The organism is Achromobacter sp. CF-sbj1-Ac2-l (assembly GCF_052698165.1).
Map to the genome: position 1 here is coordinate 1,163,732 of NZ_CP199855.1, position 21,326 is coordinate 1,185,057.

Annotated in this window: 18 protein-coding genes; 4 read left to right on the forward strand and 14 right to left on the reverse strand. The window is 67.4% G+C overall.

Going from position 1 to position 21,326, the window contains the following annotated elements:
- Positions 1–23 precede the first annotated feature (23 nt).
- Genes kdpB through kdpF form a run of 3 tightly spaced genes read right to left on the reverse strand, consistent with a single transcriptional unit; the run spans position 24 to position 4,091 of the window.
- The gene (gene kdpB / locus ACUDCK_RS05390) at positions 24–2,183 is read right to left on the reverse strand and encodes a potassium-transporting ATPase subunit KdpB (protein WP_175142097.1); all 2,160 of its coding nucleotides are present in this window, start codon (positions 2,181–2,183) and stop codon (positions 24–26) included.
- Between the two features lie 22 nt (positions 2,184–2,205).
- A complete protein-coding gene (gene kdpA, locus ACUDCK_RS05395) occupies positions 2,206–4,002 on the reverse strand; it encodes a potassium-transporting ATPase subunit KdpA (RefSeq protein ID WP_064523906.1) in 1,797 nt (598 codons plus the stop codon).
- On the reverse strand, positions 4,002–4,091 hold the full coding sequence (gene kdpF / locus ACUDCK_RS05400; RefSeq protein ID WP_035360036.1) for a K(+)-transporting ATPase subunit F: 90 nt from the start codon (positions 4,089–4,091) through the stop codon (positions 4,002–4,004). Before kdpF ends, kdpA begins: the two co-directional genes overlap by 1 nt.
- 739 nt (positions 4,092–4,830) lie before the next feature.
- On the opposite strand from kdpF, the gene ACUDCK_RS05405 reads away from it, so the two are divergent.
- Both ACUDCK_RS05405 and ACUDCK_RS05410 read left to right on the forward strand, forming a co-directional pair.
- Positions 4,831–5,106: a DUF4212 domain-containing protein gene (locus ACUDCK_RS05405; protein WP_054501716.1), complete on the forward strand. Its 276-nt coding sequence runs from the start codon at positions 4,831–4,833 to the stop codon at positions 5,104–5,106.
- Entirely contained in the window at positions 5,106–7,199 is a 2,094-nt protein-coding gene (locus tag ACUDCK_RS05410; protein ID WP_054501715.1) for a sodium:solute symporter family protein, read from the forward strand. The genes ACUDCK_RS05405 and ACUDCK_RS05410 overlap by 1 nt, the downstream gene beginning before the upstream one ends.
- A 73-nt stretch (positions 7,200–7,272) precedes the next feature.
- Here the strand turns inward: ACUDCK_RS05410 and ACUDCK_RS05415 are convergent, their stop codons facing one another.
- From ACUDCK_RS05415 to trxB, 3 genes are read right to left on the reverse strand one after another with little or no spacing between them, the layout of a single operon-like run.
- Positions 7,273–7,602 (reverse strand): DMT family transporter, encoded by a 330-nt coding sequence (locus ACUDCK_RS05415; RefSeq protein ID WP_175167751.1) that lies wholly within the window; start codon positions 7,600–7,602, stop codon positions 7,273–7,275.
- Positions 7,599–8,285, reverse strand: a complete 687-nt coding sequence (locus tag ACUDCK_RS05420) for a Smr/MutS family protein (protein ID WP_064523405.1) — start codon at positions 8,283–8,285, stop codon at positions 7,599–7,601. Before ACUDCK_RS05420 ends, ACUDCK_RS05415 begins: the two co-directional genes overlap by 4 nt.
- Entirely contained in the window at positions 8,272–9,231 is a 960-nt protein-coding gene (gene trxB, locus ACUDCK_RS05425; RefSeq protein ID WP_054501713.1) for a thioredoxin-disulfide reductase, read from the reverse strand. Before trxB ends, ACUDCK_RS05420 begins: the two co-directional genes overlap by 14 nt.
- A 42-nt stretch (positions 9,232–9,273) precedes the next feature.
- Between trxB and ACUDCK_RS05430 the strand changes: the two genes are divergently transcribed.
- Entirely contained in the window at positions 9,274–11,652 is a 2,379-nt protein-coding gene (locus ACUDCK_RS05430) for a DNA translocase FtsK (RefSeq protein ID WP_116793613.1), read from the forward strand.
- Positions 11,652–12,287, forward strand: coding sequence for an outer membrane lipoprotein chaperone LolA (gene lolA / locus ACUDCK_RS05435; RefSeq protein WP_049071788.1), 636 nt, complete (start codon positions 11,652–11,654; stop codon positions 12,285–12,287). Before ACUDCK_RS05430 ends, lolA begins: the two co-directional genes overlap by 1 nt.
- 540 nt (positions 12,288–12,827) lie before the next feature.
- On the opposite strand, the gene ACUDCK_RS05440 is transcribed toward lolA, so the two are convergent.
- From ACUDCK_RS05440 to ACUDCK_RS05475, 8 genes are all read right to left on the reverse strand, one after another.
- A complete protein-coding gene (locus tag ACUDCK_RS05440) occupies positions 12,828–13,244 on the reverse strand; it encodes a RidA family protein (protein ID WP_051429010.1) in 417 nt (138 codons plus the stop codon).
- 1 nt (position 13,245) lies between these two features.
- Positions 13,246–14,727 (reverse strand): N-acyl-D-amino-acid deacylase family protein, encoded by a 1,482-nt coding sequence (locus ACUDCK_RS05445; RefSeq protein WP_175167750.1) that lies wholly within the window; start codon positions 14,725–14,727, stop codon positions 13,246–13,248.
- 14 nt (positions 14,728–14,741) lie between these two features.
- Positions 14,742–15,614 carry a MurR/RpiR family transcriptional regulator gene (locus tag ACUDCK_RS05450; RefSeq protein WP_049071791.1) on the reverse strand — a complete coding sequence of 291 codons (873 nt, stop codon included), beginning with the start codon at positions 15,612–15,614 and terminating at the stop codon, positions 14,742–14,744.
- Positions 15,615–15,645: 31 nt separating this feature from the next.
- Positions 15,646–16,647 carry an ABC transporter ATP-binding protein gene (locus ACUDCK_RS05455; RefSeq protein WP_054501710.1) on the reverse strand — a complete coding sequence of 334 codons (1,002 nt, stop codon included), beginning with the start codon at positions 16,645–16,647 and terminating at the stop codon, positions 15,646–15,648.
- Positions 16,644–17,651, reverse strand: a complete 1,008-nt coding sequence (locus ACUDCK_RS05460) for an ABC transporter ATP-binding protein (protein ID WP_054501709.1) — start codon at positions 17,649–17,651, stop codon at positions 16,644–16,646. Before ACUDCK_RS05460 ends, ACUDCK_RS05455 begins: the two co-directional genes overlap by 4 nt.
- Positions 17,652–17,653: 2 nt before the next feature.
- Positions 17,654–18,523: an ABC transporter permease gene (locus ACUDCK_RS05465; protein WP_054501708.1), complete on the reverse strand. Its 870-nt coding sequence runs from the start codon at positions 18,521–18,523 to the stop codon at positions 17,654–17,656.
- Positions 18,524–18,643: 120 nt separating this feature from the next.
- Entirely contained in the window at positions 18,644–19,585 is a 942-nt protein-coding gene (locus tag ACUDCK_RS05470) for an ABC transporter permease (protein WP_054501707.1), read from the reverse strand.
- An 85-nt stretch (positions 19,586–19,670) separates the two neighbouring features.
- On the reverse strand, positions 19,671–21,230 hold the full coding sequence (locus tag ACUDCK_RS05475; protein ID WP_175167749.1) for an ABC transporter substrate-binding protein: 1,560 nt from the start codon (positions 21,228–21,230) through the stop codon (positions 19,671–19,673).
- Positions 21,231–21,326: the final 96 nt, after the last annotated feature.

A 21,326-nucleotide genomic window follows, 5' to 3' on the forward strand; every position in this document is an offset into this window, starting at 1 on the left:
TCCTTTCCAGTGACGAGCGCGGGTCAGACCCAGCCCAGGGCGGCCAGCACCATGTCGACCAGCTTGATGCCGGCGAACGGCACCAGCAGGCCGCCCAGTCCGTAGATCAGCAGATTGCGGCGCAGCAGGACCGAGGCGCCCAGCGGACGGTAGCGCACGCCCTTGAGCGCTAGCGGGATCAGCACGATGATGATGAGCGCATTGAAGATCACGGCCGACAGGATGGCCGAGGCCGGCGTGGCCAGGCCCATGATGTTCAGCACGTTCAACTGCGGGTACACCGTGGCGAACGCCGCCGGGATGATGGCGAAGTACTTGGCCACGTCGTTGGCGATGCTGAAGGTAGTGAGCGCGCCGCGCGTCATCAGCATCTGCTTGCCGATCTCGACGATCTCGATGAGCTTGGTGGGATTGGAGTCCAGGTCCACCATGTTGCCCGCTTCCTTGGCGGCCTGGGTGCCCGAGTTCATCGCCACCGCGACGTCGGCCTGCGCCAGCGCCGGCGCGTCGTTGGTGCCGTCGCCGGTCATCGCCACCAGGCGGCCTTCGCCCTGGTAGGCGCGGATCAGCTTGAGCTTGGCTTCCGGCGTGGCTTCCGCGAGGAAGTCGTCGACGCCCGCTTCGGCGGCGATGGACGCGGCGGTGAGCTTGTTGTCGCCGGTGATCATCACCGTCTTGATGCCCATGCGGCGCAGCTCGGCGAAGCGCGACTGGATGTCGGGCTTGACGATGTCCTTGAGCTCGACCACGCCCAGCGCGCGGTTGCCGTCGCTGACCAGCAGCGGCGTGCTGCCGCGGCGCGCCACGTCCTCGGCCAGGCGCAGCACCTGTTCGGGAACCGTCGCGTCCTGCTCGGCCAGCCAGGCGCGCACCGCGTCGATGGCGCCCTTGCGGATCATGCGGTCGTTCAGGTTGACGCCGCTCATGCGGGTCTGGGCGGTGAAGGGCACGTATTCGGCGTCCGAGGCGCGCACGGCGGGGGCGTGAATGGCCTTGTCAGCCAGCGCCACGATGCTGCGGCCTTCCGGCGTTTCGTCGGCCAGCGAGGCCAGGCGCGCCGCGTCCGCCAGTTCGCGCGGCGATACGCCGGGCGCGGGCAGGAAGGTCGAGGCCTGGCGGTTGCCGAAGGTGATGGTGCCGGTCTTGTCCAGCAGCAGCACGTCGACATCGCCGGCGGCTTCCACCGCGCGGCCCGAGGTGGCGATGACATTGGCGCCCATCATGCGGCTCATGCCCGCCACGCCGATGGCCGACAGCAGCCCGCCGATGGTGGTGGGGATCAGGCACACCAGCAGCGCCACCAGCACCGTGACGGTGACGGCGCTGCCGCCGCCAGCGGCCGTGACCGAGTAGATCGAGAACGGCATCAGCGTTGCGACCACCAGCAGGAACACCACCGTCAGGCCGACCAGCAGGATGGTCAACGCCAGCTCGTTGGGCGTCTTCTGGCGCTTGGCGCCTTCGACCATGGCGATCATGCGGTCCAGGAAGCTCTCGCCCGGGTCGGCGGCGATGCGCACGAAGATCCAGTCGGACAGCACCCGGGTGCCGCCGGTGACGGACGAGAAGTCGCCGCCCGATTCGCGGATGACCGGCGCCGATTCGCCGGTGATGGCGCTTTCATCGACCGACGCGACGCCGGCGATGACCTGGCCGTCGCCCGGGATGGTTTCGCCGGCTTCCACCAGCACCACGTCATTGCGGCGCAGCAGCCCGGAGGCCTGCTTGACGGCCTGGTTGCGCCACAGCGCCGGCTCGGCGCGGGCGGCATCCTCATCGCGGAACCCCTTTAGCAGGCGCGCATCGATGGTGGTGCGCAGGCCGCGCAGGGTGGCGGCCTGCTGCTTGCCGCGCCCCTCGGCCAGCGCTTCGGCGAAGTTGGCGAACAGCACGGTGAACCACAGCCACACGGAGATCGCGAGGATGAAGCCCGCGGGCGCCTCGGCCTGGCCGCGCAACGCCATGATCCACAGGATGGTGGTCAGGATGCTGCCCACGTAGACCACGAACATCACGGGGTTCTTCAGTTGCGCCGCGGGCGAGAGCTTGCGCAGGCTGTCCAGCAGCGCGGGACCGACGAGCGCGCCCGACCACATGCCGAACTTGCGTTCGAGCGGCGCGGCCGACGGCGCGCGGGCGGCGCCGCCGCCGGCGCCTTGGGTTGGCATATCAATCTTGGCCATTTTCTTTCCTAGCCTGTTGCATTCAGGGTTGCAGGTGTTCCGCGACCGGGCCCAGGGCCAGCGCGGGCACATAAGTCAGGGCGCCCACCAGCAGCACCGCGCCGATCAGCAGCACCACGAAGAGGGGGCCGGTGGTCGGCATGCTGCCGGGGCCGGCGGGCAGGCGGCGCTTGGCCGCCAGCGAGCCGGCCATCGCCAGCACCGCGACGATGATGGCGAAGCGGCCGAACCACATGGCGATGCCCAGCAGCACGTTGTAGAAGGGTGTGTTGGCGGACAGGCCGGCGAAGGCGCTGCCGTTGTTGTTGGCGGCCGAGGACAGGGCGTACAGGATCTCGGAGAAGCCGTGGATGCCGGGGTTGAGCACGCCGGCCTGGCCGGCCGTCACCGACACTGCCAGCGCGGTGCCGCCGAGCACCAGCAGCGGCGTCGCCAGGATCACGATCGAGACCATCTTCATGTCATAGGCTTCGATCTTCTTGCCCAGGTACTCGGGCGTGCGGCCGATCATCAGCCCGGCGATGAAGACGCCCAGGATGGCGAACGCCAGCATGCCGTAGAGCCCGGAGCCGACCCCGCCGTAGACCACTTCGCCCAACTGCATCAGCAGCATCGGCGACAGGCCGCCCATGGCGCTGAGCGAATCGTGCATGCCGTTGACCGCGCCGCACGAGGCCGCGGTGGTGATGGTGGCGAACAGCGAGGTGGCGGCGATGCCGAAGCGGGTCTCCTTGCCTTCCATGTTGCCGCCCGGCGAGAGCGCGCTCATGGCGCTGTCGACGCCTGTTTGCGCGGTCATCGGATTGGGCTGTTGTTCGTAGTAAGCCGTGGTCAGCGCGAATACGACGAACAGCACGGTCATGGCCGCCAGAATGGCGACGCCCTGGCGCCGGTTGCCGACCATTTCGCCGAAGCTGAAGCACAGCGCCGCCGGGATCACCAGAATCGCCAGCATCTCCAGGAAGTTCGACAGGGCCGTCGGGTTTTCAAAGGGATGCGCGGAGTTGGCGTTGAAGAAGCCGCCGCCGTTGGTGCCCAGCATCTTGATCGCTTCCTGCGAGGCGACCGGGCCCATGGCCAGCGTCTGCGTCTGGGTGACCGCGGGGTCGGTCACGGGCTGGCCCTTGGCATCGAGCACCGGCTGCCCCTGGGCGTCCACGCGCGGTTGGTCATAGTGCAGGGCTTCGACCGTCTGCACGTCCTGATAGGGGCTGAAGTTCTGGATCACGCCCTGGCTTACCAGCGCCAGCGCCAGCACCAGCGACAGCGGCAGCAGCACGTACAGCGTGCTGCGCACCATGTCGGCCCAGAAGTTGCCCACCGTGGCCGAGCAATGGCGAGCCAGCCCGCGGATAAGCGCGAACAGCACCGCGATGCCGGTGGCGGCCGAGACAAAGTTCTGCACCGTCAGCGCCAGCATCTGCGTCAGGTAGCTCATCGTCGATTCGCCGCCATAGCCTTGCCAGTTGGTGTTGGCCACGAAGCTGATGGCGGTGTTGAGCGAGGAATCGGGCGAGACGGCGCCCATGCCGGCCGGGTTCAGCGGCAGCAAGCCCTGCAGGCGCTGCAGCGCGTAGACCGCCACGATGCCCAGGATGTTGAAGGCGAGCACGGCCAGCGCGTAGCGCTTCCAGCCCATTTCGGCTTGCGGGTCGATGCCCGCCAGCCGGTAGATGCCACGTTCCAGTGGGCGGCCCCAGGCGGTCAGCCGGGATTGCCCGTTTTCCATGGCGACGCGGATATAGCGCCCGAGAAAGGGCGCGATCGCGAGCAGGACCGCCAGGTACACGACCAGCAGTCCGATGAATTCGGCAGTCATCAGAACTTCTCCGGTTTGAATAGCGCGACCAGCAGGTACACGAACAGCAGCGCGGACGTGATGCCGCTCAGCCAGTAGAGCCAGCTCATGGTTGCTCTCCCGAGGACAAGGCTTCGCAGAACGAGACCAGGGCGTAGGTCAGCCCGGCCATGACGGCGAAGATCGCGATATAGATGGCATCCACGTTTTTCCTCCCGGGAGCGGCGCTCCCTTCGAACGACGGGCCCGGGCGGCAAAAGGGGATGCGGACCGCGCGGGCGAAGTGACCAATCAGGACATCGGCAGGTTACGGAGCAGGGGGTAAAAACGGGGTATAGCTTTGGCGGGGGGGTGTAAACGGAACGTAAAGACGCGCTGTCATCCTCCGGTTCGTGGATGCGCCGCCATGGCGCGGCGCGGGTGCCCGGAAGCGGGCAGCGGGGTCGGCGGTAGTTGAGGCTGGCTCAAAATGGGTCCCGCCGGCAGCCCCTGGAATGCGGGTTGGGGCCGAATAAATCCCAATATTTAGAACACGAGCCTTAAAATGCACTACTGTGGTGCATGGAATATGTAAATGAATGCGCCGAATTAGGGCATTCCCCTAGTGTGGCATTCCCGCATCTGGTGCAGAATCTCTTCCCATGCAGGTGAGGAGACAAAGCCCTGCATGGGCAATTACCGGCGGCACCGGTACATAAAAAAGTAGCAGTACTCAAGAAAAGCAAAACGCACAACGGCTGGCACCAGGCAGTGCCGGCCGTTGTCGCATAAAAAGCCCGTATTCCGCACGCCAGGGTTTTTTCCAGCGCCGCGTTTCGCGTTATTCCCCAGGTTTCGCTCACGCCAGCTATGCCGGAATCCCGCGCTTCCTCCAAACCCGTCCCCACGCGCTACTGGCGCCGCAACGTGCGGCTGATCGTGCTGTTGCTGGCCGTTTGGGCGGCGCTGACCTTTGTCCCGTCCTATTTCGCCCGCGGCCTGTCGTTCGACTTCATCGGCTGGCCGTTTTCGTTCTGGATGGCGGCCTACGGCGCGCCGCTGGCCTATCTCATCCTCATCGGCATCTACGCGCGGATCATGAACCGCGCCGACCAACGCTCGGAAGAGGGCAAGGGGGACGCCTGATGCCGTTCGGCGGAGACACCCCGCAGCAATTCAGCATCCGGCTGCGCCGCATCTACGTGCTGTATACGGCTGGCTTCGCGCTGATGATTCTGCTGATGGCGCTGGCCGAGATCCTGGGCCTGCCGCGCAACTGGATCGGCTATGTGTTCCTGCTGGTCACGGTCAGCCTGTACGCGGGCATCGGCATCGTCTGCCGCACCTCGGACCAGGTCGAATACTACGTGGCTGGCCGGCGGGTGCCGGCCTTCTACAACGGCATGGCCACCGCCGCCGACTGGATGTCGGTGGCCTCCTTCATCGGCGTCGCGGGCACGCTTTACCTGACGGGCTACGGCGGGCTGGCCTACATCATGGGCTGGACCGGCGGTTACGTGCTGGTGGCGATGCTGCTGGCGCCGTACCTGCGCCGCTTCGGGCAATACACCATTCCCGATTTCATGGGCGCGCGCTACGGCGGCAACCTGCCGCGGCTGGCTGGCGTGGCCTGCGCCATCCTCTGTTCGTTCACCTACCTGGTGGCGCAGATCTATGGCGTAGGCATCATCACGACGCGCATGACCGGCATTTCGTTCGAGCTGGGCATCTTCGTGGCGCTGGGAGGCATGCTGGTCTGTTCGTTCCTGGGCGGCATGCGCGCCGTTACCTGGACCCAGGTAGGCCAGTACATCATCCTGGTCATCGCCTACCTGGTGCCGGTGGTGTGGCTGTCGATCAAGCATACCGACATGCCCGTGCCGCAATTGTCGGCTGGGGCGGTGCTGCAGCAAGTGACCGAGAAAGAGGTCTATCTGCAGAACGATCCGGCCGAGATCGAGGTGCGTCGCCTGTGGCAGGAGCGCGCCGACGAAATGGCGCAGCGGGTGCGCGACCTGCCCGAGTCCTGGGCGCTCGAGAAGGACAAGCTGCGCAGCCGCCTGGCCCAGCTCAATGCCGGTGATGCGCCGATGGTCGAGATCCGCTCTGTCGAGCGCGAGCTGGCGGCCTTTCCGCCCAATGTCGAGGAGGCCAGGATCGCCTGGTCTCAGGCCAAGGCCTCCTTCGAGGCGCGTGCCGCGCCACTGACCCCGCACGCCGAGCCATTTCCTTCCGAAGACCCGCAAGAGCGGCGCAACATGCGCATCAATTTCCTGGCGCTGGTGCTGTGCCTGATGCTGGGCACCGCGGGCATGCCGCACATCCTGATGCGGTCATACACGACTTCGTCGGTGATCGAGGCGCGCCGTTCGGTGTGCTGGTCGCTGCTGTTCATCCTGCTGCTGTATTTCATGGCGCCAGCGCTGGCGTTGCTGGTGAAGTACGAGGTCTATACGCAGGTGGTGGGGTCGAATTTCCTCAGCCTGCCGAACTGGGTCCATGCCTGGAGCGCGGTCGACAGCAACCTGCTGGACGTCACCGACATCAACCGCGATGGCGTGGTGCAGCTCAGCGAGATCAGCATTGGCGCGGATGTGGTGGTGCTGGCCATGCCCGAGATCGGCGGACTGCCCTACGTGATCTCCGGGCTGGTGGCGGCGGGCGGCCTGGCGGCCGCTCTGTCGACCGCCGATGGCCTGCTGCTGACCCTGTCCAATTCGCTGTCGCACGACATGTGGTACCGGATGGTATCGCCGCGCATGTCGGCGGCGCGGCGGGTGATGGTGTCCAAGATCCTGCTGCTGGTGGTGGCGTTCGGCGCGGCCTGGGTGGCGGCGCGCAAGCCGGCCGACATTCTCTTCATGGTGTCGGCGGCGTTCTCGTTCGCGGCCTCGTCGTTTTTCCCGGCGCTGGTGATGGGCGTGTTCTGGCGCCGCGCCAACAAATGGGGCGCCACGCTCGGCATGGCGGCGGGCCTGCTGGTGACCTTCGCCTACATGACGCACACGCATCCGTGGCTGCGCGAGTGGGTGCTGGGGATTTCGCGGACCCAGCCGGTGGACCTGTGGTGGGGCATCCAGCCGATCGCGGCGGGCGTGTTCGGCGCGCCGGTGGCGTTCCTGACGATCGTCGTGGTGTCGCTGCTGACGCCGCCGCCGGATCGCGCCACGCTGGCGCTGGTGGATTATCTGCGTCATCCGGGCGCGCCGAAGCCGCCAACGGAGAACGGCACGGTCTGAAACGGAGGCAGGCGCCGGGTGGCCCGGATATACGCCCGGCGCGGGCCGGATCCGGGCTCGCGCCCGGAACGGCTCAGTGCGACACGGACTTCGAGAAGACGTTCATGACCACCACGCCGGCGATGATCAGGCCGATGCCGACCAGCGCCGGGGCGTCCAGGTGCTGCTTGAAGAATAGCGCGCCGATCAGGGAGATGAGCACGATGCCCACGCCCGACCAGATGGCGTAGGCGATGCCGACCGGCACTTCGCGCAACGTCAGCGACAGGAAATAGAACGAGATCATGTAGCCGAACACCGTCACCACCGACGGCACCAGCCGTGAAAAACCTTCGGAGCTTTTCAGGGCGCTGGTGGCGAAGATCTCGGCGACGATGGCGATGCCCAGGTAGAGCCACTTCATTTGCGCGGCCCCTCGGATTGGCGCAGCAGCACCAGCAGGGCGCCGGCGCCGCCTTCGCGCTCGGGCGCCTCGGAAAACGCCAGCACCTCGTTCTTCTGCACCAGCCAGGTGCGGGCCTTGTCTTTCAGCACCGGTTCCAGGCCCTGCGAGCCATAGCCCTTGCCGTGCACGATGCGCACGCAGCGGATGCCGTGTTCCTGGCATTCGTCCAGGAACGACAGCATGGCGTGGCGCGCCTGTTCCACGCGCAGGCCGTGCAGGTCGAGTTCGGCGCCGGCGCGCCACTGGCCGCGGCGCAGGTTGCGCGCCGTGTCGGGCGCGGCGTCGCCGCGCACGAAGGCGGTGCCGCCTTCGGACAGCAGGTGCGTGATTTCGCCGCCGTCCGAGACGCCGGCATCGGCGCGCGTGGCGGTTTCGCCCAGCGCGTTGGCGCGGCGCAGGGCCGGGGCTGGTTGCGGCACCGGCTTGTGTTCGGCGCGCGCGACCTGCTTGATCGGCTTGACCGTCTGCATGCTGCGCCGGAACGCGGCCATGTCGTCGGCCGGATCGGCGTCCGCGCCGGGCGCCGGCGCGGTTTTCTTCAGCGCCGCCACGCGCTGGGCGAGGGCGGCGCGCTCCTGCTCGGCCTGCAGGTCTTTCTTGAGGCGTTTCAGGTCGGCCGCGCCGACCTTATTGCCCCGCATTCTCCAGCCACCGTTGTGCGTCCAGGGCGGCCATGCAGCCCGTGCCGGCGCTGGTGATGGCCTGGCGATAGACGTGGTCCTGCACGTCGCCCGCGGCGAACACGCCCGGCACCGAGGTCATGGTGGCCATGCCGGACAGGCCGCTCTTGGTGACGATGTAGCCGTCCTTCATTTCGAGCTGGCCCTGGAAGATCTCGGTGTTGGGCTGGTGGCCGATGGCGATGAAGGCGCCGGTGGCCTTCAGGTCTTCGGTGGCGCCGGTGTCGACGTGGCGCACGCGCACGCCGGTGACGCCACTGTCGTCGCCCAGCACTTCTTCCAGCGTGTGGAACAGCTTCAGTTCCATGTTGCCGTTTTCGACCTTGCTCATCAGCTTGTCGACCAGGATCGGCTCGGCGCGGAACTTGTCGCGGCGGTGGATCAGGGTGACCTTGCGGCAGATGTTGGACAGGTACAGGGCTTCCTCGACGGCGGTGTTGCCGCCGCCGACCACGACCACGTCCTGGTTGCGGTAGAAGAAGCCGTCGCAGGTGGCGCAGCCGGACACGCCGCGGCCCATAAAGGCCTCTTCGGACGGCAGGCCCAGGTACTTGGCCGAGGCGCCGGTGGCGATGATCAGGGCGTCGCAGGTGTAGACCTTGCCGGTGTCGCCGGTCAGGGTGAACGGCCGCTTGGACAGGTCGACCTTGGCGATGTGGTCGAACAGCATTTCGGTGTTGAAGCGCTCGGCGTGCTTCTGGAAGCGCTGCATCAGGTCCGGACCCTGCACGCCGTCGGCGTCGGCCGGCCAGTTGTCGACGTCCGTGGTGGTCATCAGTTGGCCGCCTTGGGCCAAACCTGTAACAAGGACGGGGCTCAGATTGGCGCGTGCCGCATAGACGGCCGCCGTGTAACCGGCGGGGCCGGATCCGAGTATCAAAACTTTAGCGTGCGTAGGCGTGGACATGGGCGGGTATCTTTAGGTTAACGCCCAATTATAATGAGCCGCATGCCGCGTATCTCGACTGCTTCTCCGCGCGCTTCGCGCAACACCCGCAACGGGCCCTCGCCACTGCAGACGCGTATCTCCGCGTTGCTGCGCGAAGCCCGCTGGATCCTCTTCGCCGCCCTGGCGGCCTGGCTCACCCTGGTGCTGGCCACCTGGAGCGCCGCCGACCCGGGCTGGTCGCACTCCGTCCCCGCCGGCGTCATCCACAACAAGGGCGGGACCCTGGGCGCCTACCTGGCGGACATCCTGCTGTACCTGTTCGGTTTCTCCGCCTGGTGGTGGGTGATCCTGCTGCTGCACCGCGTGCGGGCGGGTTACCGCCGCCTTGCCAGCCATCTTCGTGTTACCAATGGTAAGCAGCCTGAGGTGTTGCCGCGGGTCCACTGGGAAGAGGGCATCGGTTTCTTCCTGCTGCTGGTCGGCTCGCTGGGCATGGAAGCCCTGCGCCTGGCCAGCCGCGGCACCCACCTGCCGGGCGCCTCGGAAAGCGCCAGCGGCGCCGGCGGCGTCATCGGCCACACCCTGGCCGACCTGATGGGCCGCAGCATCGGCTTTACCGGCAGCACCCTGGCCTTTTTGGTGATGCTGGCGATCGGCCTGAGCCTGTTTTTCTCGTTCTCGTGGCTGACCGTGGCCGAGCGCGTCGGCACCTGGATCGAAGGCCTGGTGCGTCGGGTGCGCAATTCCTACGCCGCGCGCGAAGACCGCAAGGTCGGCGAGGTGGCCAAGGCCGTGCGCACCGAGCAAGTGGTGGCCAAGCAGGAAAAGCTGGTGCACGAACAACCGGTGCGCATCGAGCCGGCGATCACCGTGGTGCCCAAGTCCGAGCGCGTCGAAAAGGAAAAGCAGCAGTCGCTGTTCTTCGCGCCGCCGCCGGGCGGCGAGGGCGACCTGCCGGCCATCAGCCTGCTGGATCCGCCGCTGGCCAACCAGGAAACCGTGTCGGCCGAGACCATCGAGTTCACTTCGCGCCTGATCGAAAAGAAGCTGGCCGACTTCGGCGTGTCCGTCACCGTGGTGGCGGCGCAGGCCGGTCCGGTCATCACGCGTTACGAAATCGAGCCGGCCACCGGCGTCAAGGGCAGCCAGATCGTCAACCTGGCCAAGGACCTGGCGCGCGCGCTCAGCCTGGTCAGCATCCGGGTGGTGGAAACCATTCCGGGCAAGAACCTGATGGGCCTGGAACTGCCCAACCCGCGCCGCCAGGTGGTCAAGCTGTCCGAGATCCTGGGCTCGCAGACCTACCACGCCAGCCATTCTGTGGTGACCATGGCGCTGGGCAAGGACATCGCCGGCAATCCGGTGGTGGCCGACCTGGCCAAGATGCCGCACCTGCTGGTGGCGGGCACCACCGGGTCGGGCAAGTCGGTCGGGATCAACGCCATGATCCTGTCGCTGCTGTACAAGGCCGACGCCTCGCACACCCGCCTGATCCTGATCGATCCGAAGATGCTCGAAATGAGCGTCTACGAAGGCATTCCGCACCTGTTGGCGCCGGTGGTCACGGACATGCGCCATGCCGCCAACGCGCTGAACTGGTGCGTCGGCGAAATGGAGAAGCGCTACCGCCTGATGAGCAAGATGGGCGTGCGCAACCTGGCCGGCTACAACACCAAGATCCGCGACGCGATCAAGCGCGAGGAGCCGATCCCGAATCCGTTCTCGCTGACGCCCGACCAGCCCGAGCCGCTGTCGCCGCTGCCCACCATCGTGGTGGTCATCGACGAGCTGGCCGACCTGATGATGGTGGTGGGCAAGAAGATCGAAGAACTGATCGCCCGCCTGGCGCAGAAGGCGCGCGCGGCCGGCATCCACCTGATCCTGGCGACGCAGCGTCCCAGCGTCGACGTCATCACCGGCCTGATCAAGGCCAACATCCCGACCCGCATCGCGTTCCAGGTGTCGTCCAAGATCGACTCGCGCACCATTCTCGACCAGATGGGCGCGGAGACCCTGCTGGGCCAGGGCGACATGCTCTACATGCCGCCGGGCACCGGCCTGCCGGTGCGCGTGCACGGCGCCTTCGTCAGTGACGATGAAGTGCACCGCGTGGTCGAAAGCCTGAAGGCGCAGGGCGAGCCGAACTATGTCGAGGGCCTGCTGGAAGGTGGGCTGGACGGTGACGGCGGCGAAGGCGCCAGCAGCGTCACCGGCATCGGCGGCGACGCCGAGTCGGACCCGATGTACGACCAGGCCTGCGAGGTGGTGCTCAAGCATCGCCGCGCCTCGATCTCGCTGGTGCAGCGCCATCTGCGCATTGGTTACAACCGTGCGGCGCGGTTACTGGAACAGATGGAGCAATCGGGTATCGTGTCGGCGATGCAGTCCAATGGCAACCGGGAGATCCTGGTGCCCGCCGCCGCTCGAGAGGAAGCATGATGAAGACGTTTCGTGGCCTGGCCGCCGGCCTGGCCCTGTGCATGGCCCCGGCGTTGGCGCCGACCGCGGCCGTTGCCGCCACGGCGCAGGAACAGTTGCGCGCGTTCGTGAGCACGGTGACGGCGGCGACTGGCTCTTTTTCGCAGTACACCGTCAGCACGCAGGGGCGCACGCAGCCTGCGCAGACGGGGGTGTTTTCGTTCCAGCGGCCGGGCAAGTTCAAGTGGTCGGTGCAGAAGCCCTATGAACAGTTGGTGATTTCCGACGGCAAGCAGGTGTTCCAGTTCGATCCGGATCTGGCGCAGGTGACCGAGCGCAAGGTGGATGCGGCCATCGGGACGTCGCCGGCGGCGATTCTGTTCGGTTCGGGATCGCTGGAGCAGTCGTTCGATGTGTCGGCGTTGCCGTCCAAGGATGGCATCGATTGGCTGCGGGCGAAGCCGCGCACGGCGGATGCGGGGTTTTCGCGCGTCGATATCGGGATGAAGGACAATCTGCCGGTGCGGGTTGAGTTGCTGGATTCGTTCGGGCAGACGACGCGGGTGGATCTTTCCGGGATCGTTCCTAATCCCAAGCTTGGGGAGGGGGAGTTTCGGTTTGTGGCGCCTAAGGGTGTGGATGTCGTCAAGATGTAGGGAGTCCTGCGGCGTCTGTGCTGACTTGCCTTTGAGTTCTTGAGTATTTCTTTCTTGGTTGGTGCAGTGGTTGCTTCGTAGGCCGCCCGTCACGGGGCGCGCAGGCGGTGAGCGCGCCAACGATTGCGGTCCGGAGCGTTCGCTCCGGACTTCCCCGTCCTCATCTTCGTCCAGGCCTTCGGCCTTCCCTTCAGATTCCGTCGGGCGCATCGACGGCGCGCTCACCGCCTGCGCGCCCCGCGCCGGGCTACGGTTTCGAGATGCGTGGCGCTGTTAGACCTAGGGGGCATGCGAGAGGCTTGCGTCGCCCGCCGGAGTCGGCCGCGCGGGCGGCCGATTCCGGCATACGTGATGTCTTGCGGCGGGGTGTTGGTCGCTGCGCGCTTGCGGTGAGTGGGGGGATGGATGGACCGCTGCGCTGCTAGTGGTCGAAGAGGAGCTGTGCACCATCCGGCGGCGTGGTTGCCGCACACCATCCAGTTATTGGCAGGCGCGGGCAACCGAAAACACTACCGCTCACGCCTTGAGCGTCGCGTCAGGTCACGGGCGCTTATACGCAACACAATCAATTTCCACCTTTGCATCCACCATCAGCGGCGACTGCACGCAGGCGCGGGCGGGGGGATTGTCGCCGAAGTATTCCTTGAAGACCTTGTTGAACGAGGGGAAGTCGCGGGCGTCGTCGAGCCAGACGCCGCAGCGCACGACGTGTTCGGGGCCGTAGCCGGCTTCCTTGAGGATGGCGAGGACCTGCTGGATGGCCTTGTGGGATTGGGCGACGGTGCCGCCTTCGATGACTTCGCCGTTTTCCATCGGGACCTGGCCCGAGACGTAGAGCCAGCCGTCGGCGGCGACGGCGCGGGCGAAGGGCATGTGGGAGCCGCCTTGGCCGGTGCCGCCGGCGACGCCGTAGCGGGTGATGCCGTTGTTGTCGGGGGTGGGGGTGGTGCTGCTCATGTCAGGGCTCCTGGAGGGCGGGGGTGGAGGCGGCGAAGCTGGCGCGCAGGTCGCCGTTGCGGGGCAGCCAGCGGCCGGCGCGGTCGCCGGTGGGTTGGCCGTGGCGGTAGGACAGGACGCCGTTGACCCAGACGGCCTCGATGCCGGCGGCGGTCTGGACGGGGGCGGCGAAGGTGGCGCGGTCGATGACGGTGGCGGGGTCGAACAGCACCAGGTCGGCGTGAAAGCCTTCGCGCACCAGGCCGCGTTCGGCCAGGCCGAAGCGGGCGGCGGACAGGCCGGTCATCTTGTGAACGGCTTCGGGCAGCGGGAACAGGCCGACGTCGCGGCTGTAGTGGCCGAGCACGCGCGGGAAGGCGCCCCACAGGCGCGGGTGCGGCATGGGGTCGTTGGGCAAGCCGTCGGAGCCGACCATGGTGAGCCGGTTCGACAGCACGCGGCGCACGTCGTCCTCGTGCATGTTGTGGTAGACGGCGCCGGCCGGTTGCAGGCGTTTCGCCGCTTCCAGCAGCGTCACGTTCCAGTCGGCGGCGATGGCGGACAGTTTGCGGCGGGCCTGTTCGGGGTGTGGCACCGACCAGGTGATGTCGATGTCGAATTCGTCGGTGACCTGCTTGAGGTCGAGCGTGGACGAGCTGGCCGAGTAGGGATAGCAGTCGCAGCCCACGTGCTGCATGCGGCCGGCGTTCTCCAGCTTGAACAGCACTTCCTTGGTGCGGCCCCAGTTGCCGGCGCCCGCGCATTTCAGGTGCGACACCACCACCGGCACGCGGGCGTGCAGGGCGATGTCGAAGGCTTCCTGCATGGCTTCCAGGATGGCGGCGAATTCCGAGCGCAGGTGCGTGGTGTAGAGCGCGCCGAATTCGTCCAGGATCTCTGCCAGCAGCTTGACCTCGGCGGTGTCGGCCTCGATCGCCGAGCCGTAGGCCAGGCCGGTGCTCAGGCCGATGGCGCCGTGCGCCAGGGCTTCGCGCAACTGGTCGCGCATGGCCATCACTTCGTCGCGCGTGGCGCTGCGGTCGAGACGGTCCATGTGGTTGTTGCGCAGGGCCGTGTGGCCGACCAGCGCGGCGACGTTCACGGCGGGCTGCGCGGCCTCGATGGCGCGGGTGTAGTCGGCGAAGGTCGGGTAGGCGAAGTCGTCGCGCTGGCCCAGCAGGTTCATCGGGTCGGGCGGCTCGCCACGCAGCGAGACCGGCGAGGCGCTGATGCCGCAGTTGCCCACCACCACCGTGGTCACGCCCTGGGACAGCTTGGGCAGCATGCCGGGCGTGCGGATGACGTTGGTGTCGTCGTGGGTGTGGACGTCGATGAAGCCGGGCGCGAGCGCCAGGCCGGCGCCGTTGATGATCTGCGCCGCCGGCCGGCCGGACAGGTCGCCGATGGCCGCGATGCGGCCGCCGGCCAGCGCCACGTCGGCGGTGTATTCGGCGCCGCCCGAGCCGTCGAGCACGCGGACGTTGCCGATGAGGGTGTCGTACATCTTGGTTTCCAAATTCAATCGCCCAGCGGCAGCCGGTTGGGGCCGCCGCGATGTTCGTCCAGCGCCAGCTTGATGCGGCGCAGGCGTTCGCGGTTTTCTTCCTGGTTCAGCATGGCCAGCTCGGTCGACAGCAGGTCGATCGCCAGCATCATGGCGTAGCGCGAGGCCGAGGGCTTGTAGATGAAGTCGGTTTCGTCGGTGCGGATCGGCAGCACCACGTCGGCCAGCTTGGCCAGTTCCGAGGTGGCGTCGGTGACGGCGACGATGCGGGCGCGGTACTGCTTGACGATGCGCGCCGCGCCGACGATTTCGGGCGTCAGGCCGGAGGCCGACAGGATCACCACGGCGTCGCGCTCGTCGAGCGTGGCGGCCACCATGCGCAGCAGCACGGCGTCGCTGTACACCGCGATCGGGTAGCCCAGTCGCACCAGGCGCGACTGCACTTCCTGCGCCAGCACGGCCGAGGCGCCGCCCATGCCGAACACGTAGACCATGCGGGCGCCGTCGACGATGGCGGCGGCGGCCTCGAACAGCGGCTCGGTGAAGGTCGGCAGGTGGGCGCGCAGGGTGCTTTCGATGTCAGCATAGATACGCGCGTAGAACGTGCTTTCCTCGGCCGGCGTGCTCTGGTCCAGGAAGCGGCTGCCCACGGTGCTGGCCTGCGCCAGCTTCATCTTCAGGTCGCGGGTGTCGTCGCAGCCCACGGTGCGGGCGAAGCGCGAGATGGTGGCGATGCTGACGCCGGCCTTGGCCGCCAGTTGGTCCACGGTGGCGCTGGCGCTCCAGATGATGTTGTCCAGGATGGCGTCGGCGACCTTGCGCTCGGTCACGCTCAGGTCGTCCCGGCGGCTGCGGATCTGGAAGACGATGTCGCGGATGATGTTCATGTGGTGTTCCTGGGTCGGGGTGGGCGAGGCGCTACGCGGCCAGTTCGGCGTCGCCGAGGCGCGAACAGGCCGCGAAGTGGCCCGGTCCGACGTTGACGTCGCGCGCCTCGGTCGTGGCGCAGGCATCGATGGCGTGCGGGCAGCGGGTGCGGAAGACGCAACCCGACGGCGGGTTGACCGGGCTGGGAATGTCGCCCTTGAGCAGGATACGCGAACGCGGCGCGCGCGGATCCGGCACCGGCGCGGCCGACAGCAGCGCGCGGGTATAGGGATGGCGCGGCCGCGCGTAGACCTCGCTGGTCGGGCCGCGTTCCATGACGCGGCCCAGGTACATCACCACCACCTCGTCGCACAGGTAGTCGACCACGGCCAGGTCGTGCGCCACGAACAGCATGGTCAGCCCCAGGTCGCGCTGCAGGTCCTGCAGCAGGTTCAGCACCTGCGCCTGCACCGACACGTCCAGCGCCGACACCGGTTCGTCGGCCACGATGAAATCGGGCTCCACCGCCAGGGCGCGGGCGATGCCGATGCGCTGGCGCTGGCCGCCGGAGAACTCGTGCGGATAACGGCGGCTGTGGTCGGCGTTCAGGCCGACGCGTTCGAGCAGTTCGCCGATGCGGGCCGCGCGGCGGTGCTGCGCCAACTTATGGGTGTCGAGCGCTTCGCCCAGGATCTCGGCCACCGTCATGCGCGGGTTGAGGCTGGCGTAGGGGTCCTGGAACACGATCTGCATGCGGCGGCGCCACGGCAGCATCTCTTTCTCGGACAGCCTGGTGATGTCCTGGCCGTCGAACAGCAGGCGGCCCGCGGTGGGCGCGAACAGGCGCAGCAGGGCGCGGCCGGTGGTGGTCTTGCCGGAACCGGACTCGCCCACCAGGCCGACGATGGTGTTGCGCGGCACGTCGAAGCTGACGCCGTCCACCGCCCGCACCACCGGCGCGTTGCGCGCTTGCGAGGTGGGGAAGTGGACCTTCAGGTCCTCGATGCGCACCAGCGGTTCGGCGGCGCGCGCGGGTTGGGGGCTTGCGGTCATAGCGGGGTCACCTTGATGCAGCGGGCGCGGTGCTGGTCCTGCACCGCCACCAGTTCGGGCACGTCGCGACGGCAGTTGTCGTCGGCCAGCGCGCAGCGCGGCGCGAAGGTGCAGCCGGCCGGCAGCGACAGCACGCTCGGCACGTTGCCCGGGATGGCGCGCAGGCGCTCGCCCGAGGCCAGCAGCGCGGCGGTCGGCAGACAGGACAGCAGGCCTCGCGTGTACGGATGGGTGGGCTTTTCGAACAGGTCGTAGACGCCGGCGTCCTCGACCACGCGGCCGGCGTACATCACCGCCACGCGATGCGCGATCTCGGCCACCACGCCCAGGTTGTGGGTGATGAACAGGATGCTCATGTTCATCTCGGCCTGCAGTCGGCGCAGCAGGTCCAGGATCTGGGCCTGCACCGTCACGTCCAGCGCGGTGGTGGGTTCGTCGGCGATCAGCACCGCCGGGTTGCAGGCCAGCGCCAGGGCGATCATGACGCGTTGGCGCATGCCGCCGGACATCTGGTGCGGATACTCGTTGACGCGCCGGTCGGCCGCCGGGATCTCGACGCGGTCGAGCATGTCGCGGGCGCGCTTCATGGCCGCCGCGCGCGATCCGCCTTCGTGCTGCAGCACGGCTTCGGCGATCTGGTCGCCCACCGTGTACAGCGGGTTCAGGCTGGTCATCGGCTCCTGGAAGATCATGGCGATCTCGGCGCCGCGGATGCGGCGCAGCGTGGCCGGCGAGGCGTGGGCCAGGTCGTGTTCCTGGCCGCGGCGGTCGCGAAAGCGGATCTTGCCCGCCTCGATGCGGCCGGCCGGCTTGGGCAGCAGGCCCATGATGGACAGGCTGGTGACGGATTTGCCGGAGCCGGATTCGCCGACGATGGCCAGCGTTTCGCCGCGGGCCAGGTCGAAGGTGACCCCGTCCACCGATTTGGCGACGCCGTCGCGGCTGTGGAACCAGGTCTTCAGGCCTTCCACCGACAGCACGATGTCTCGGGTGCTTGCGGTCATGATTACAGCTCCTTGCGCAGGCGCGGATCGAGCACGTCGCGCAGGCCGTCGCCGACCAGTTGCAGCGACAGCACCGACAGGACGATGGCGATGCCGGGGAAGATCATGATCCAGTCGGCCGAGCCCATGTACTGCTGGCCGGCGTTGATCATGGTGCCCCAGGTGGGGATGTCGGGCGAGACGCCCACGCCCAGGAACGACAGGCCGGCTTCGGCCAGGATCGCGTAGGCGAAGATGAAGGTGCCTTGCACCAGAATGGGCGACAGCAGGTTGCGCAGCACGTGCACGGTGACGATGCGCCAGGTCGACACGCCCAGCGCGCGGGCGGCCTCGACGAACGGCAGCTCGCGGATCACCAGCGTCGAGGCGCGCACGATGCGGGCCAGGCGCGGCGTGTAGACGATGCCCAGCGCGATCACCACGTTCACCAGCGACGGTCCCAGCGCGGCCACCAGCGAGATCGCCAGCAGGATGTCGGGAAACGCCATCATGGCGTCGATCAGGCGCGACACGAACTTGTCGGCCGAGCGGAAGAAGCCGGCGATCAGGCCCAGCGCGATGCCCAGCACGCTGGACAGGATCACCACCGAGAATCCCACCATCAGCGACAGCCGGCCGCCGTAGATGACGCGGCTGAACACGTCGCGGCCAAAGTCGTCGGTGCCGAACCAGTGCGCGGCGCCGGGTGCCTTGAGGCGGTTCATGATGGACAGCTTGAACGGGTCGTAGGGGCTGACCCACGGCGCCAGCAGCGCCGCGGCCACCAGCACGATCAGCACGAGCAGGCTGATCAGCACGGTCTTGCGGGCCACCAGCAGGCGCAGCACCTGCCAGCGGTCCGCGCCGGCGTTAACGGTAGTTGGACTAGTCATTTCGGTCGTTTCGTTCGCAACACTTCCAAGCGGGGCCACCGCGGAGCCGGCTTTGCCGGGCCGCCCATGGCGCCCCTGTGAGGGGGAGGCGCCGAAGGCGGGTCGTGGGTGGGTTCATCATCAATAACGGACGCGCGGATCGACCAGCAGGTACAGCAGATCGATGAACAGGTTGATGAGCACGTAGATGGCCGCGATGATCAGCAGCGCGCCCTGGATGACGGGGTAGTCGCGGCGTAGCACGGCCGACACCACCAGGCTGCCCACGCCGGGCAGGCCGAACACGGTCTCGGTGACGACGGCGCCGCTGATCAGCAGAGCGGTGGTCAGGCCCAGCACCGTCAGGATCGGTATCAACGCATTGCGCACGGCGTGCTTGAGGATCACGCGGCTTTCCGGCAGGCCCTTGGCGCGGGCGGTGCGCACGTAGTCGTCGCGCAGCACGTCCAGCATGCTGGCGCGGATGAAGCGGGTGATCAGCGCCGAGTTCACCAGCCCCAGCACCACCGCCGGCAGCACCAGGTGCGACAGCCGCGTCGCGAACGAGGCGTCCGGGCCGCCGTAACCCGACACTGGCAGCCAGCCCAGCTTGACCGAGAACACCTGCATCAGCAGCAGGCCGAGCCAGAAGCTCGGCACGCTGGAGGTGAACATCGAGAACGACAGCACCGACTGGTCCAGCGTGGTGCCGCGCTTGACCGCCGACAGGATGCCGACCGGCAATGCGATCAGCGTGGCGATGCACAGCGACATCAGCGTCAGCAGCAGGGTCGGTTCGGCGCGGTCGGCCAAGGCCGCCAGCACCGGCTTGTTCATGAAGATGGATTGGCCCAGGTCGCCCTGGACCAGCTTGCCCAGCCACGACACATACTGCACCGCCAGCGGCTGGTCGAGCCCCAACTGGTGCTCCAGCGCGGCGATGTCGGCCTGGCTGGCCTGGGGCCCGAGCATCACGGCGGCGGGGTTGCCGGGCGTGACGCGGATGATGACGAACACGATGGTCGCGACGATGAACATCACGGCCACCAGTCCGACCAGCCGGTTCAAGAGATAACGCAACACAGTGGCATCCTAAGGATCGGCGCGCCGATGCCGGCGCTGTGGTTCAGGCGGGGCGGGCCCTGAGCGGACCGCCCCGCGGCCTGGCTTACTTCTGCGCTTTCCAGGCGTTCCAGAAGAACGGCCACGGCGCCGGCTTGACGCCTTGCAGCGACGGCGAACGGGCCGCCTGCGCATTGAAGTCGCCGACCTTCACGAACGGCACTTCGTCATACACGGCCTGCTGCACGTCGGCCCAGCGCTTGACGCGTTCTTCCTGGGTGCGGGACTGGTTGAAGGCATCCATCACCTGCGCGCGGCGCGGCGTGTCCCACCAGCCCGGCGCGTCCTTGGACGGGAAGTCGATCAACGCGGGTTCGGGCAGGAACACGCTGTGGGTGATGAAGATGTCCCACACGGCCGGGTCCTGGCGGCGCTGCGTCAGCGTGGCCCAGTCGACCACCTGCATGTCGACGGTGAAGCCGGCGGCCTTGAGGTATTCCGCGGCCACCAGCGCCATCTTGTAGTGGAACTCGTACTGCTGGCTGGTCAGGATGCGGATCTTTTTGTCGGCCACGTTGGCGCTGTCCAGCAGCTTCTTGGCCGCGGCGGCGTCGCCCTTGTTGTAGACCTTGCCGCCCAGCGACGTGGCCCACGGGTAGCCTTCCGGATACAGGTCGCCGTTGAGCTTGTAGAAGTCCTTGTTGCCGAACGCGGCGAACAGCATGTCCTCTTCGTTCAGCGCCAGTTGCACCGCCTGGCGCACCGCCAGGTTGGACATGATGCCCTGCTTGGTGTTGAGCACCAGGCGCGGCCAGCCGAAGGGCTTGAGCATGATCGGGTCGGAGCGGCCGCCCTTGAGCTTGTCCAGCGCTTCCACCGGCAGCGAGTCGACGTAGTCGAACTGGCCCGCGGCGGCGGCTTCGGACCGGGTGTTGGCGTTGGCGACCGGCACGAAGCGGATCTCGTCCAGGTATTGCTTGCGGGCGCCGCCGTAGCCGTCGGGCTCGCCTTCGCGCTGCTTGTAGCCCTCGAAGCGGGTCAGTTGGATGTACTGGTCCGGCACGCGCGCCTTGAGCTGGTAGGGGCCGGTGCCGACGATCTCGGTCAGCACCGGGGCGATCTTGCCCTTGGGCATGATCACGGCGGCGGCGTTGTTCATGGCCAGCAGCGCGGTCAAGGGGGCGTAGGGCTGCTTGAGCGTGATGCGGATGGTGTTGGCGTCGGGCGCCTCGATGTTGGCGATGACCTTGGCGGCCATCTTGCCGCGCGTGGCGGTCTCGGTCCAGCGCTTGAGCGAGGCCAGCACGTCCGACGAATCCATCTTGGAGCCGTCATGGAAGGTGATGCCCTGGCGCAGCGCGATGGTGTAGACCAGGCCGTCCGGCGTCACCTCGGGCATCTTGTCGGCCAGCAGCGGCGTCAGGTTCCACTTGGCGTCGAAGGTGTACAGCGTTTCGAAGAAGTGCTGCGTCAGGATGCCGACCAGGTCGGCGGTGCTGCTCATCGGGTCGAGCGTGGGCGGCTCGCCGATGGTGGCGACGGAAATCGTGCCTCCCTTGACCGGCGTGGCACAGAGGGCGGGGGACGACAATGCGGTCAAGCCAATTGCGCCGGCCACGAGCAGGCTTTTCAGCCCACCGCCTTGCCGGGAGGTGCGGAAGTTCATGATTCTCTCTCCAGAGGGTCAAAAACAGGTTGTCGCGTGATTCAGTGAAAGGCCGGTAAGGCGCCGGATGCCCGAGTTCGTTCTTGCCCCCCGGGC